Source organism: Pseudoalteromonas sp. L23, assembly GCF_021728455.1.
In the GTDB taxonomy this organism is placed as follows: Bacteria; Pseudomonadota; Gammaproteobacteria; order Enterobacterales; family Alteromonadaceae; genus Pseudoalteromonas.
In genome coordinates this window covers 248,055-262,635 of the sequence record NZ_JAKKCW010000007.1, presented here as the reverse complement: position 1 = coordinate 262,635, position 14,581 = coordinate 248,055, and the positions used below count along the sequence as shown (strand labels likewise).

The 14,581-nt window shown below is 44.6% G+C and carries 15 protein-coding genes; 4 read left to right on the top strand and 11 right to left on the bottom strand.

Annotated elements, in window-relative coordinates; genetic code table 11:
• Positions 1 to 154: 154 nt before the first annotated feature.
• The 6 genes from hemF to L3V43_RS13835 form a co-directional block, all read right to left on the bottom strand.
• A complete protein-coding gene (hemF, locus tag L3V43_RS13860) occupies positions 155 to 1,066 on the bottom strand; it encodes an oxygen-dependent coproporphyrinogen oxidase (protein WP_235368485.1) in 912 nt (303 codons plus the stop codon).
• Between the two features lie 8 nt (positions 1,067 to 1,074).
• Positions 1,075 to 1,653, bottom strand: coding sequence for an L-threonylcarbamoyladenylate synthase (locus L3V43_RS13855; RefSeq protein ID WP_010604182.1), 579 nt, complete (start codon positions 1,651 to 1,653; stop codon positions 1,075 to 1,077).
• The gene (locus tag L3V43_RS13850) at positions 1,650 to 2,216 is read right to left on the bottom strand and encodes a type I DNA topoisomerase (protein WP_010604181.1); all 567 of its coding nucleotides are present in this window, start codon (positions 2,214 to 2,216) and stop codon (positions 1,650 to 1,652) included. The genes L3V43_RS13855 and L3V43_RS13850 overlap by 4 nt, the downstream gene beginning before the upstream one ends.
• Positions 2,217 to 2,415: 199 nt before the next feature.
• Positions 2,416 to 2,889, bottom strand: coding sequence for a DUF494 family protein (locus tag L3V43_RS13845; protein WP_237116671.1), 474 nt, complete (start codon positions 2,887 to 2,889; stop codon positions 2,416 to 2,418).
• A gap of 4 nt (positions 2,890 to 2,893) precedes the next feature.
• Complete coding sequence (gene dprA / locus L3V43_RS13840) at positions 2,894 to 3,976, bottom strand: DNA-processing protein DprA (RefSeq protein WP_237116672.1); 1,083 nt, start codon at positions 3,974 to 3,976, stop codon at positions 2,894 to 2,896.
• Between the two features lie 47 nt (positions 3,977 to 4,023).
• Entirely contained in the window at positions 4,024 to 5,163 is a 1,140-nt protein-coding gene (locus tag L3V43_RS13835) for a LysM domain-containing protein (RefSeq protein ID WP_237116673.1), read from the bottom strand.
• Between the two features lie 117 nt (positions 5,164 to 5,280).
• On the opposite strand from L3V43_RS13835, the gene def reads away from it, so the two are divergent.
• The 4 genes from def to trkA are packed head-to-tail and all read left to right on the top strand — an operon-like array spanning position 5,281 to position 9,453.
• Complete coding sequence (gene def / locus L3V43_RS13830) at positions 5,281 to 5,793, top strand: peptide deformylase (protein WP_102055799.1); 513 nt, start codon at positions 5,281 to 5,283, stop codon at positions 5,791 to 5,793.
• 33 nt (positions 5,794 to 5,826) lie between these two features.
• Complete coding sequence (gene fmt, locus L3V43_RS13825) at positions 5,827 to 6,774, top strand: methionyl-tRNA formyltransferase (RefSeq protein ID WP_235368488.1); 948 nt, start codon at positions 5,827 to 5,829, stop codon at positions 6,772 to 6,774.
• Positions 6,771 to 8,054 carry a 16S rRNA (cytosine(967)-C(5))-methyltransferase RsmB gene (gene rsmB / locus L3V43_RS13820; RefSeq protein WP_237116674.1) on the top strand — a complete coding sequence of 428 codons (1,284 nt, stop codon included), beginning with the start codon at positions 6,771 to 6,773 and terminating at the stop codon, positions 8,052 to 8,054. The genes fmt and rsmB overlap by 4 nt, the downstream gene beginning before the upstream one ends.
• A 22-nt stretch (positions 8,055 to 8,076) precedes the next feature.
• A complete protein-coding gene (trkA, locus tag L3V43_RS13815; protein WP_010604175.1) occupies positions 8,077 to 9,453 on the top strand; it encodes a Trk system potassium transporter TrkA in 1,377 nt (458 codons plus the stop codon).
• A gap of 75 nt (positions 9,454 to 9,528) precedes the next feature.
• On the opposite strand, the gene L3V43_RS13810 is transcribed toward trkA, so the two are convergent.
• The 5 genes from L3V43_RS13810 to pepQ all read right to left on the bottom strand — a co-directional run bounded on the left by L3V43_RS13810 (position 9,529) and on the right by pepQ (position 14,553).
• Positions 9,529 to 10,212, bottom strand: a complete 684-nt coding sequence (locus L3V43_RS13810) for a flagellar brake protein (RefSeq protein ID WP_010604174.1) — start codon at positions 10,210 to 10,212, stop codon at positions 9,529 to 9,531.
• Positions 10,213 to 10,340: 128 nt separating this feature from the next.
• The gene (locus L3V43_RS13805; protein ID WP_233525194.1) at positions 10,341 to 10,874 is read right to left on the bottom strand and encodes a hypothetical protein; all 534 of its coding nucleotides are present in this window, start codon (positions 10,872 to 10,874) and stop codon (positions 10,341 to 10,343) included.
• Positions 10,875 to 11,030: 156 nt separating this feature from the next.
• Positions 11,031 to 12,482, bottom strand: a complete 1,452-nt coding sequence (locus L3V43_RS13800) for a TrkH family potassium uptake protein (RefSeq protein WP_010604172.1) — start codon at positions 12,480 to 12,482, stop codon at positions 11,031 to 11,033.
• Positions 12,483 to 12,545: 63 nt separating this feature from the next.
• Complete coding sequence (locus L3V43_RS13795; RefSeq protein WP_095729699.1) at positions 12,546 to 13,163, bottom strand: YigZ family protein; 618 nt, start codon at positions 13,161 to 13,163, stop codon at positions 12,546 to 12,548.
• Positions 13,164 to 13,230: 67 nt separating this feature from the next.
• Positions 13,231 to 14,553 carry a Xaa-Pro dipeptidase gene (pepQ, locus tag L3V43_RS13790; protein WP_010604170.1) on the bottom strand — a complete coding sequence of 441 codons (1,323 nt, stop codon included), beginning with the start codon at positions 14,551 to 14,553 and terminating at the stop codon, positions 13,231 to 13,233.
• Positions 14,554 to 14,581: the final 28 nt, after the last annotated feature.

Genomic DNA, 14,581 nt, shown 5'->3' with positions numbered 1-14,581 from the left:
ATAGCGACCATTTCTAGTTCATATTGCTGAGGGGTTTTGTCTTTAAGCATGGTGAACTCCCTAAACTCACTACGCTTATTAGATCAAAGGGCTAGATCTGTGTCCAGCCCTTTTTCAACAGTCTGAAAGGAGCTTCGGCTCCTTTTTTACTCTATTACATCACCAACCAATTCTTTGGTGTAAGATAATTATAAAGCTCAGCTTCTTTCGATCCTGGCTCTGGCTGGAAGTCATACTCCCAACGTGCCAATGGTGGCATCGACATTAAAATAGACTCGGTACGTCCACCTGTTTGTAGACCAAACAATGTGCCTCTATCCCATACCAGATTAAATTCAACGTAACGGCCTCGGCGATATAGCTGGAATTGACGCTCTTGTTCGCTATACGGTGTATCTTTGCGTTTTTCAATAATAGGCAGATAAGCATCAAGGAAGCCATTACCAACAGCTTGCATAAATGCAAAGCTCTTTTCAAAGCCCCATTGGTTTAAGTCATCAAAGAATAAACCACCCACACCTCGAGTCTCATCTCGATGTTTTAAATAGAAATATTCATCACACCACTTTTTGTAGTCACCGTATACCGCGTCACCAAATGGTGCGCACAAATCCTTTGCTACTTGGTGCCAGTGCTTCACATCATCAAGAACTGGATAAAATGGGGTTAAATCAAAACCGCCACCAAACCACCAAATCGGCTCTTCACCTTCTTTCTCAGCAATAAAAAAACGCACATTGGCGTGGCTAGTTGGAATATTGGGATTCTTCGGGTGGATCACTAAAGATACCCCACAGGCATGGAAGCTTCTGCCTGCTAACTCTGGACGGTGTGCCGTCGCAGAGGCTGGCATGGAAGCGCCAAAAACATGTGAATAGTTTACCCCGCCTTGCTCAATAACATCGCCATTACGGATCACGCGAGTGCGACCGCCACCACCTTCAGCACGCTCCCAGGCATCTTCAACAAACTGAGCGTTACCATCGGCAGCCTCTAAGCCTTGGCAGATATTATCTTGTAGTTGTAATAAAAAGGCTTTTACGGTCTCTAGGTTTATTTTACTCATGGTACTTTTTATCCTCGGATCACTTGGCCAGTCATTGCATTTTTAATGACGCTTGGGGTCGTATTACCGCCTAACTCACCTTCAACATAATAGCCAACTTGCGAGCCAAACTGGCTACGAGCTTCCGACAACGAAACAACTGGAGTTTGACCCGTTACATTGGCACTGGTAGATACAATCGGCTTACCAAAACGTTGACACAACTGCTTTACAATGGGATGGCTAGTAACACGAATAGCGATAGTGTCGTGTCCCCCTGTTAACCAATGCGGCGTACTGGCTTTCGCTGGCAATAACCAAGTAATGGCGCCTGGCCATGACGAAAAAATATCAGCGCGCTTATCCATCGGGATTTTATTGTCATCCACGTAGGGCAAACATTGACCATAATTGTCGGCAATTAAGATTAACCCTTTTTCTATGGGTCGAGATTTGATTGTTAGCAACTTAGTGACCGCATCTTGGTTATCAGGATCACAACCTAAACCATAAATGGCTTCCGTTGGATAACAGATCACTTTGCCAGCTTGAAGTGCCGACTCGGGCGTTGTTATTGTCGCAGCATCCGCTTTATTGTCATTACTCACGGTATTTCCACTATCTTTTGACATGATTTCTGCGGGCATTGTAGCACAGCTTTACCCGCTCGGGTTTTCTCCACCAGCACGGGCCAATGACACTCAGGACAAGCCTGCTCTACAGGCTTGGCGTTCAAGGTATACTTACAACTTGGGTAAGTGTCACAGCTATAAAAGTGTTTACCAAACTTATTTTTACGCTGAATTAGGTTGCCTTTTTGGCATTTTGGACACGCAGGCAACGCCGCTGTGGGTGGCGCATCTTCATGACCAATATAGTGGCAATCAGGATACCCAGTACAGCCAATAAACATGCCGTAGCGGCCATTTTTTATCACTAGATCTTTGCCACATTCAGGACAAGCCACATCTTCTAGTACTTTAATTACATGGCTATCATGATGTGCGAGCGGGCGAATATAATCACAAGTCGGGTAGCTAGCGCAGCCAATAAATGGACCATTTTTACTGTTTTTGATTACCAGCTCAGAGCCACATTCTGGACATACTTCATACTCTTTTTCTAATGCATGTTTGTCTGCATTAAATAATGCATGGTCTATTTTACTCATCGCTTTACCACCGCCCCCTTGTGCAAATATGCGCCTAATATAATCGCCTCGTTTTTAGGGTCAAGGAAATGATGGAAATTCCCCCTTGCAAGTATTTGATATCAGCGTTTTCAACTAAGTAGTAACCATTATTTGAAAGGCGGTAAGCTGAGGTCAAGACCTCAACTTACCGAAGGAAACTTGTCATGCTAGAGCAGAGTTAATGAACTACAGATGCAGGCTCGGTAAAAATCAGATCTTCCATCTGCGCATAAGCATGTTCTTTACCCGGCACATTAAATAGCACCATTAGTATCACCCACTTTAAATCATCTAGGCTGATATAGGTTTTATCCAACGCGAATAAGCGATCCATCACCATTTCTCTGGTGGTACTGTCAATCACTCCGACTTGTTCCACAAACATTAAAAAACCACGGCTTTCAACGTCTAGCATATTGCATTCGCTGTCGGTGTAGATCCGCGTTGCATGGTCCGGTTTAGCATTTAAATAGGGGTTTTCGTCACAGTGTTGTAAATCTGCAAGTTGCTCAAGCCAATCAAGCGCTTTGTATATTTCGCCTTGATTAAAGCCGGCGCGAAGGAGTTCATCGGTGAGTTCATTTTGTTCGACAAAGATTTCTGCCTCACTGTGAATATAGTTCTCAAATAAATACATTAAAATATCAAACATCTTCTTAACCCCTCGCGAGTTTTATGTAGCCGTCGAGTACACGCTCTACTTTATCTTCGAGTTCTAGGTCCAATAGTCTGGCAATCACCTGCTCTACTGGCCACTGGGTCCTTTGCGTTAAAGTGTCGACTGACGTCACCTCAAAGCCAAGGTTTTCTAATACGGGACATTGCTCCTCTTTTTGCTCCCCTATTTCTATACTATATAGACTGTTTTCACAAAAAAAGCTCACTTCTTCCAAAATATCCTCAATATTTTCGGTGAGTTTTGCGCCTTGCTTAATCAAGTAATGACAACCGCTACTTAATCGATTTTTAATTGAGCCAGGGATCGCAAATACTTCCTTGTTTTGCTCCAGTGCATAGCGTGCAGTAATCAGCGAGCCACTTTTTACTTCGGCTTCAACCAACAAAACACCCAAAGATAAACCTGAGATTATGCGATTACGCCGCGGAAAGTGATTACTATTTGCTTGAGTATTTGGTAAGAATTCACTCACCACCAAACCATGCTGCACGATGTCTTCATAAAGCCGTTGATGGCGTTTGGGGTAAACAACATCAACGCCTGTCCCTAGCACGGCAATGGTTCCTCCTTGAACATCAAGTGCACCTTGGTGCGCTACGCCATCAATCCCTCTCGCCATACCCGACGTCACCACCAACCCCGAGCGACTTAAGCCCTGTGCAAATTCATGTGCAAGCCCAAGCCCAGTTCTCGTTGAACTACGACTACCGACAACCGCAATTTGTGGTTGTTTTAATAACGCAATGTTCCCTCTGCAAAAGAGCACTAAGGGAGGGTTACAGATCTCTTTTAGTTGCTCGGAGTACTCAGGAGAAAACAAAGATACAACATGAATTTGCTGACATTGACAATAAGCCAATATGTGCTCGATACGAGACCAATCTGTGCTCGCTAAATTGGCAGCAACATTTTCTTGTAGCCCAAGCTGACAAAGCTCAACTTGGCTTAATGTGAATAATTGCGCAAGGGAGACGTGATTAAGTAATGCAGTGATGGTTTTGATACCCAGCCCTTGGCAAAGGGTTAATGCCAAAGCTTGAGCTAGTTTAGCTTGTTTCATACTCTCTCCTTGAGTTTACTGACTCACTCAAGGAGAAATTCTACCACCTAGTTACTGGCAGTTTCCTTGAATGCTTGTACATGATCACCAACGCGGATCGGCTCCGAAGTTTCAACAACCATAGCGTAGCTTAAGTCTTCATACACTTTAAAGACCATCAGCTCACCGACTTTTTCCTTTGGCATATGCCATACCACGCTATCGTCATCGTTTCCCTCACCAAACCAAGATCCCATTTCGGTGATCAGTTTGTCAAGTCGTGATGCATCTTCAATATAGCGCGGACCGTGTTGACTTTCTATAACTGTAGGTGATTGCCTTATAATATCAAGGACATGTCCCTCTTTTAGCTGTGCTTTACTGCCCACATCTAGTACCACAACACTCATGGTACTAAACTCTCTGAGCTTATTATCGCTCGCAATAATACGGCCCAAAGTTTGCTCCTCAGGACGAGACATAGAAAACTGTGCCGGAAAGCTTTGTCCGGTAGATATGGGTAGTACAATATCCCCAGCTCTAACCTCTTGTTTGGCAACCTCTAACTGTAGCTTTGCCGGACGCCCCGCAGCTAGGTCACCTTGCTCAACCACGTGGCCAGAACCAACTAACACAGCTTCCAAGCCAAGCAATTGTTGGCTGTCTATTGCACGATAGATTTCACCGCGACGATAGATGGCATAGTGCCCACCTTTTACTAAATCAGCTTTAACATACAAAAGATGACCCGGAGTCGCATTTTTAATATTTCGATTAGCTCCCAGTACAATTGGGCTATCAGAAAACTCCGACTCAGAAAGTGCTTGCTCAAAACGCAAAAACGGTTCCATGATGGGTAGTGGCAAGGTAGGAATAGCAGCCACTTTTTGGTTAACAATACGTGTATGCGGTGACAGCTTCTTCACACCTTTGTCTAACACCAGTATTGGATTGCCATTTTCATCGTAAAGTAGCTTAAGACTGTCTCCTGGATAAATCAGATCTGGGTTTTGAATACTAGGATTCCACTGCCACAATTGCTTCCACTTCCATGGAGAACGTAGGTACATTTTTGAAATATCCCACAAGGTATCGCCTTTTTTCACCACATAACGCTGTGGTGCATCTGCTTTTACAGCCAAAGTGTCCGCTTTCACAGAGAAAACAGAGCAGCTAGCGAGTATTAATGCAGCAATCGGATATTTCATGATGGCTTCCTTGTGGTTATTTTTGGTTATTATCCACCAAAACCTGTTAAAGGGGAACTTGAATGGCTAAAATAAGACCATACACTAGCTTACACGATAAATTGATTTAGGGTAATCATGGCTATATTAGAAGTTTTAAAGTTTCCAGACGAGCGTTTACGCACTGTTGCACAGCCTGTAGCAGAGGTTAATGACGAAGTACGTCAAATAGTTAAAGACATGCTGGAAACAATGTATGATGAAAATGGTATCGGCCTTGCGGCTACGCAAGTTGATATTCATCAGCGTATCGTCGTTATTGACGTTTCTGAAGAGCGCGATGAGCCACGCGTATTAATCAACCCAGAAATAACCAAACGCGATGGTACTACAGTGAGCGAAGAAGGCTGCTTGTCAGTACCATATTCATACGCAAAAGTAGATCGCGCTGAAACGGTCACGGTAAAGGCAACGAACGAACGTGGTGAAACATATGAGCTGGACGCTGATGGTTTGCTTGCCGTTTGTATTCAACACGAATTAGACCACTTAGTTGGTAAGCTATTTATCGATTACCTATCACCACTTAAACGTGACCGTATTCGTAAGAAGCTTGAAAAAGAAGCTAAGTTCGCTGCAAAGCAAGCTTAACCAATCTCCAACCAACTGATTTTAGGGTATTTCGTGAGTAATCCTTTGCGTATCGTTTTCGCAGGCACGCCTGATTTTGCAGCGCGCCACCTTGACGCACTTATTCAATCACAACATGACGTCGTGGCAGTGTACTGCCCACCCGACCGTCCAGCTGGACGTGGTAAAAAGCTCAAAGCATGTGAAGTAAAAGTGTTAGCACAAGAACACAACCTGTCAGTGCTACAACCGCAATCATTAAAAACATCGGAAGCACAGGCAGAACTAGCTGCACTTGATGCCGATGTCATGATTGTTGTCGCCTACGGAGTATTATTACCAAAAGCCATTTTAGATACTCCTCGACTTGGCTGCCTGAATGTTCATGGCTCAATTTTACCACGATGGCGAGGCGCAGCGCCTATTCAGCGTGCTATTTGGGCTGGCGACAATGAAACTGGCGTGACCATCATGCAAATGGACGAGGGCCTAGATACCGGTGATATGTTGCACATCGCCCGCTGCCCTATTACAGCGACTGATACCAGTGCAGATCTCTACAGCAAGCTTGCTGAACTTGGGCCTGATGCACTGATCGATACGCTCACGCGCTTATCTGCGGGCGAGATCACGCCAGAAAAGCAAGACGATACGCTAGCGAATTATGCTAAGAAACTAAGTAAAGAAGAAGCCGACATTGATTGGCAGATGGAAGCTGCGCAAATTGAACGTAACATCCGCGCGTTTAATCCATGGCCGGTTTGCTTTACCAATATGGCGGGTAACAGCGTCAAGATTTGGCAGGCGAAGGTAGTTGACGAGCAAGGTGATGCAGGCCATGTGCTACGTGTAGACAAGCACGGTATCGTAATTGCCTGTGGCACACAGGCATTGGAAATTCACACCTTACAACCACAAGGTAAAAAGCCTATGTCTGCACAAGACTTTTTGAATGGTCGAGCCGACTGGGTAGCAATTGGTACTAAGGTTGGTGAAGCGTGAGTAATGTACGCGCGCTCGCTGCCCAAACCCTATTTCAAGTCGTCGATAAAGGCGCATCATTAAGTGCTCAATTACCACTTGCCACCAGCCAGTTAGACGGTAAAGACAAAGCCTTGCTACAGCAAATTTGCTACGGCGTTTTAAGATATTTGCCTTCACTTGAACACTATTGCCAGCAGTTACTTGAGCAACCGCTTAAAGGTAAGCGCCGTGTTTTCCAGTTTTTGCTGTATGTGGGTATTTACCAACTACAACATATGCGCGTACCAGCTCATGCTGCAGTCGCCGAAACGGTAAACGCACTTGCGCCACTAAGAGCGCCCGGCATGAAAGGCTTAGTTAATGCAATTTTACGCAGCTTCCAACGTCATCAGGTCGAACTAGAAACCAGTGCAGCCGAAATCCCTGCTTGTTTATACAACCACCCGGGCTGGTTTATCAATCAACTAAAAACCGCTTACCCAACTCAATGGCAAGCTATTTTAGAAGCGAATCAACAACAAGCACCTATGTGGCTACGTGTAAACCAATCGCAATTCTCTACTGCCGATTACGCAGCTCTGCTAGACCAAGAAGGGATAGCCTATCAGCTTCATAGCGAATACCCAGACGGGATCTTGCTTGATAGTCCGATTGACGTTTATGCGCTACCACAATTTGCCGCTGGCGCTTGCTCAGTACAAGATGCAGCCGCCCAAAAAGCCGCGAGATTATTAGCGCCACAAGCAGGTGAAAATATTCTTGATGCTTGTGCCGCTCCAGGCGGTAAGACTTGCCATATTTTGGAGTTAGCTGACGCCAAAGTGACTGCAATTGACGCTGATGGTGATCGCTTGCTACGTGTGGAGCAAAACCTTGAACGGATCGGATTGTCGGCCAAATGCCTTGAGGGCGATGCAAGTGACCCTGAAACATGGTGGGATGGCGAGCAATATGATCGCATCTTATTGGATGTACCTTGCTCTGCAACTGGCGTTATTAGAAGACACCCGGACATCAAATGGCTAAGACGTGCTTCTGATATTGATAACTTGGTGACGTTACAGGCACAAATTATTGATAAAATCTGGCCATTGCTTAAGCCCGGTGGCACACTAGTTTATGCTACCTGCTCGGTACTACCACAAGAGAACCAGCAACAGATCGCACGCTTTCTTTCTGCGACCTCTGATGCAACGCTTGTACCTTTGCATGATGCAGACACACAAACACAACCAGGCTTGCAGCTATTACCCGGATTGAGTGATGGGTTTTACTACGCAAAGTTGACAAAACAATAATAGAAAATCGACCGTAACCAATATGAAAATCATCATCTTAGGCGCCGGCCAAGTCGGCGGGACACTGGCAGAAAACCTCGTCGGTGAAGAAAATGAAATTACCGTTGTCGACATAGATGGCGAGCGCTTAAGAGAGCTGCAAGACAAATACGATTTACAGGGAGTCACTGGCCACAGTGCTCACCCTGAGATCTTACGTCAAGCAGGTGCTGAGGACGCCGACATGATAATCGCCGTAACCAGCTCGGATGAGGTTAATATGGTTGCGTGCCAGGTTGCCTATAGTATTTTCAATACGCCAACCAAAATTGCGCGGATCCGCTCTGAGCAATACTTAAAGTACAAAGAAAAGCTGTTTCACAATGACGACCTACCGGTCGACCATTACATCGCACCGGAGCAGCTAGTAACGCAATATATCCGCAGGCTAATAGATTACCCAGGCGCTTTGCAGGTGTTGCAATTTGCAGAGGGCATGCTGTCACTCGTGGCGGTTAAAGCTTATTACGGCGGTTTACTCGTTGGCTATGCACTTTCTGCATTAAAAGAGCATATTCCAAACGTCGACACCCGCGTTGCCGCTATTTATCGCCAAGGCAAAGCCATCAAGCCACTCGGCACCACCGTAATTGAAGCCGATGATGAAGTCTTCTTTATCGCCGCAACCAAGCATATTCGTGCGGTCATGAACGAGCTACAAAAGCTCGAACGCTCTTACAAGAAAATTATGATTGCCGGTGGCGGTAACATAGGTGCGGGATTGGCAAGTTCATTAGACAAGAACCATAGCGTCAAGCTTATTGAACGCAATCAAGCTCGTGCCACACAACTATCTGAAACGCTTGATAATACAGTAGTTTTTTGTGGCGATGCCTCAGACCAAGAACTGCTATCAGAAGAACATATAGAGCAAGTAGACGTGTTCATCGCGGTGACGAATGACGACGAAGCCAATATTATGGCTGCGATGCTTGCAAAACGTATGGGCGTACAAAAGACCATGGCGCTTATTCAACGTGGTGCCTATGTCGACCTCGTGCAAGGTGGCGACATTGATATTGCCATCTCACCACAGCAAGCGACTATATCAGCGCTACTCACCCATGTTCGTCGTGGAGATATCGTTAACGTTTATTCATTGCGTAAAGGTGCTGCAGAGGCCATTGAAGCTGTAGCACATGGCGATGAAAACACCTCTAAGGTTGTCGGTCGTGCTATTCGCGATATCAAATTACCGCCGGGTGCGACTATCGGTGCCATTGTCCGTGATGAAGATGTACTGATCGCACATGACGATACTATAATTCTCTCTGGCGACCATGTGATCATGTTCCTAATCGATAAAAAGCAAATCGGTGTTGTGGAAAAACTCTTCCAGGTAAGCGCTTTATTCGTTTAATGCCAATTGAGTTAATTCTCCAATCAATTTAAAGGGTGAATTATCTCATTTAAATGGTGTAAAGCGCCGTACTCACTAGGTATCTTGTTGGTCTTGAAAAATAGATAAATCGATTAAATAGTCTTTTAATACGCTGCGGATTATTTCTGGTTCTGAGGTTAAGTGAATGCCTAGAGAGACGATTTGCTCATGACTTTTTATACGCCGAATATCCCCTTCTAGCGAGATCTGATTCCCTTCTTTACCTTCGATAAACACTTCGCACTTTAAACCTTCTTCCATATGTTCAGCATCAATTGACGTTAAGTCGAGCTGTAAACCAGCAAGTGAGATGTCCTTTATTACCCCAACATCTTTGCTGCCATGACAGTGAAACTTAGCGGGGATTAAGGTTGGCACCCGGTTTTGCGAGCGGAGTTTGTAGGTTTGTACCTTTTCGGGTAAATAGAGAAAAATAAGCCGCGCGGGATGGACTGAAACCGCTTTGATTTGCGATTTGAATGCAATGACTTGGCCATCACCATTTTCGAGCAAAGCCCGAACGATAACCGAAGTCCCTTCCATAACAAAGTCCAGCGCCGCGCCTAATCGCTTAGGGTTGGGATGGTTAAGAATTAAAAACGCCCCTTGTAGCATACCGACATATTCTGTTTTTATTCTTTTACTATTTGCCGGTAAACAAATTTCTAAATCAACAATACTTCCAGCGCTGATTGCGGTGAGCAAAGTTTCTTGCCCAACCTCTTGAGTTTTTAACATGGATCCAACCCTTCCTGAGTTCACTCTACTACTTTTTTATTGTAGCAGTTTTAGCGGAAGGCCATTTAAAACTGAATTCAGATTAATTACAACTCCCCGACCATCAGCAATATCTAGCAAAGATCCGTCTATTTGACTAAAAAATGGCTTTTTAATATTATCGCACCATCTCTTAACGTCATCATTTTACTTTGTACCTCAAGCGAACTTTGTGGCATACCAAGCTCGTTATCCTCAATAAACAACATCATAGGTTCGCTGTTACGCTTAGCAACAAATAATATACCCGAGACATCATGCTTGAATAAGCAGCCAGCTCCCTCCGTCTCGAAGTCATCGACAATCGCTGGTATTTGGCGCTTTTGCCAGAGCTCATTTTCTGAAATCACTTGAACAACAAACCGTATACCACTCTCACAGCCAATTTGATGAAACAAGTCATATGATTGAGCACTACCTAATGTGGGCTGGTTATGTTGCAAGTAACCGACCTCATCGATTAAGCTATTTAACTGTATTACGCTTCGTTCTATAAGCTGCATACCCAAGTCCTGCTCATGGCTAGCAGCAAATCCCTCAATCACTTTAAACCCTTTATCTGAAAAGCGTGTGGCAAGCAATATCGTCGCCTCCAAGTTAAATCGTTGTAAAAATACTGACACTTGAAAACCCCGAAAATCCGAGTTTTTGAAATTTTTATTAACTTTTTCTTTGCGAAGTTCAAAAGGAAGATGACAACTTGTCACAAAGGGCAGAAACAAGGTAGTGGTACTGTCAGTTGTAGGCTCCTAGCAAAAGAGCCCACAACTTAAGCACAGTTACCCACGCCAGAAGGTAGGAGTAAATAAGACTAACAACGTGAAGATCTCTAAGCGGCCAAAGACCATAGCAAGAGTAAGGATCCACTTTGCTGCATCGCTAATGTCGCCGTAGTGCGCTGCAACACTTCCCAATCCTGGGCCCAAGTTATTTAGACAGGCCGCAGTTGCTGAAAATGCAGTAATATTATCGAGTCCCGTCCCCAGTAATGCAATCATAATAATCACAAACACCAGCGCATAAGCCGAGAAGAACCCCCACACTGCTTCCACCACTTTATCAGGCAATGCCTTGCGGCCTAATTTTATCGAGTAAATAGCGCGTGGATGCACTAAACGATTAAGCTCGCGGATCCCCTGTAAATAGAGTAAGAAGACACGCACAACCTTCATCCCACCACCTGTAGAACCAGCACAGCCACCAATGAAGCTAGAGAAAATCAAGAGAATAGGTAGAAACAGCGGCCACGTTGAGAAGCTATCGGTCGCAAACCCTGCAGTCGTACTAATTGACACAGCCTGAAACATCGCTTGATCTAAGGTTTCATCACCCGTTTCATAGACATTGCTTGACGATAATACCGCAAAACAAATCACTACCAACGCTAACTGGATAAATAGAAAGACTTTAAACTCAGGATCTCGCAAATAGGCTTTAATATTGCGGCTCGACACAGCAGCATAATGTAGCGAGAAGTTAATGGCAGCAATCAGCAAGAAGATGACGCAAATAACGTTAATGAGCGGGTTATCGAAGTAGCCCATAGAAGCGTCATAAGTCGAGAAGCCACCGATAGCTATCGTAGCAAACGCATGACAGATAGCATCAAACCAATTCATTCCTGCTATCCAGTAAGCCAGCGTACAAGCTGCCGTTAGAGACACATAGATATACCAAAGGTGCTTGGCGGTATCGGCAATGCGCGGTGTCATCTTTGAGTCTTTAACTGGACCTGGTGTTTCGGCACGATATAACTGCATGCCACCAACCCCAAGCATAGGAAGAACGGCTACGGCCAATACGATGATCCCCATACCACCAAGCCACTGCAACTGCTGGCGATAGAATAATACCGCTTTGGGTAAATGTTCTATACCCGTCAATACCGTAGCCCCAGTAGTTGTCAGCCCAGAAAAAGCTTCAAACACGGCATCTGCTAAAGATAGATTCGGTTTATCTAAGAAAATGAGCGGCAATGATGCAAACGATCCCAGTACCAACCAGAATAAAACAACGATTAAGAAGCCCTCTCTGGCTTTAAGATCGCCGTTTTCCTTGCGGTTTGGGTAGTACGCAAACAAACCCATCAGCACACTAAAAATGAAAGCTAAAACAAAAGGTACACCACCACCATCTTTGTATATCAAAGATACAATGGCTGGTGGCACCATAGTGATACTAAATAGAGCGACTAACTGCCCGAGTATTTTTATTATGGTACGAAATTGCATTTTGTACGCTGCGCTTTTTGTTATTTAACCAGAGGTTAATTAGTGAATGTAAAGAAGTAGAACCTACTCCTTGAGTTGCTTAAATAATACAACACCATTGGTTAATTCATAAATAGCATCAATGATTTGTTGTGTTTCACGACTATCTACTGCTATTTGCCAGGTAATATTAGCCGTGTATTCTTTATCTAAATTTAGCACTGTAAACTGGCTTTGTAATAGCTGCTCTATCACACCTTGAAGATGGTAATCACTGTGGCCAACAATAATAGAAGCCGGTACTTTTTTAGTCGTGCTTAGCTGTGCTAGTGCGTTATTAAGCGTGCCACCATAAGCTCTAACCAACCCCCCGGTGCCAAGTTTTATACCGCCAAAATAACGCGTCGTCACCGCGGTTATTTCACCAATCCCTGATCCCATTAGCACATTGAGCATTGGCTTACCAGCGGTCCCGTTAGGCTCACCATCATCAGAAAACCCTAACACATGGCTGCCACCTGGTGCCCCTGCGATGTGTGCCCAACAATTGTGCCGTGCATCAGGATACGCGTCATTAATCTGCTTAATAAACGCTTTAGCATCTTCGATGGTTGGCGTGTGGGCCAAATGTACGATAAACGTGCTTTTCTTAATTTCCTCATGATGACTAATTGATTCACTCGGAATGAAATATTCAGACATAATGTTCCAAACTAAAAGGGAGCCAATCGGCCCCCAAATATACTTACTTTTAGCGCTAGAAGTCAGCTTACTCGAGACCGAAATCTCGCGTCATATTTTCTAGTCTATCTTCATGCACAATGATGTTATCTTCAATACGGATACCACCGTAAGGCTTCAGTGCATCAACCTTATCCCAATTGATATACTGTTTGTTTTCTGTTTGCGCCAAGTCTTCCAACAATGAATCGATGAAGTACAACCCAGGCTCAATAGTGAACACCTGATTAGCCTCTATCTTACGAGTACAACGCAAGAACGGGTGACCTTCAGGCGGTGCTTGGTGCGTGCCGGCTTCATCAGCCATGAATCCGCCCATATCATGTACCTGTAGACCAATATGGTGACCGAGACCATGAGGGAAGAAAGTGGAAGAAATCCCCTTCTCGACGATGGCCTGAGCACCAAGCTTAACAATACCAAAGTCACTCAACACTTGCGCCACACGATTATGACAATCGATATGCAGCTCACCGTATAGTTTGCCCGGTTGTAATGCTTTGCCCAATTCAATTTGGTGATCGTTCATGACTTTCACCAACTCGGCAAACTCACCTTGTTTAGCAAAATCATAAGTACGGGTAATATCTGACGCATAACCGTTAAAGTTTGCACCGGCATCAATCAAAAATGATAAGTGCTTACTCGGTGCTTTACGCTCAAAATGGGTATAGTGCAAAATCGCACAATTTTCATTCAAGGCGACAATATTGCCATATGGCGTATCGTTTTCCATATGCTGAGTTGCATTAAGATAAGCTTGTTGAATTTCAAACTCGGAACCACCAGCAAAGAAGGCATCGCGCGCCGCCATGTGGCCAAGCACGCCAAGACGGCTTGCTTCACGTAAACATGCCATTTCATACTGAGTTTTATATGCACGATGATAATGCAAGAAGTTCATCACCGGCTCTGGATTCACTTGAGTAAAGCCAAGCGCTTGTGCAACCTCTAAATATTCACCGATATAGGCATAGTTTGCTTTGTCGTATGGCAGTAACTGTTCAACCTGATCTGGCTTAACCAGCAGTTGAATATCAAAATACTCTGCCCAAAAATCTCTCGGCTCGTCAGGCACTTTATGCCAAAAATCAACCGGACGATAAAAAATGAGTTTCGGCTTGTCACTGCCATTAACCACAATCCAGCAATGCGGATTATCGATAACAGGCAACCAAGCTTTAAATTGCGGGTTAACTTTAAACGGATAGTACATATCATCAAGGAATTGACGCTTTGCTTGCCCCGAATGGATCACAAGTCCATCCAGTCCTTCTCGTTCTACTATCGTTCTTGTACGCTGTTGCAACGTGGCAATGTGCTCTGCGTATAAATTTGCTAACTTATCCATGGTGTACCCATTTTCAAAAATTCACATA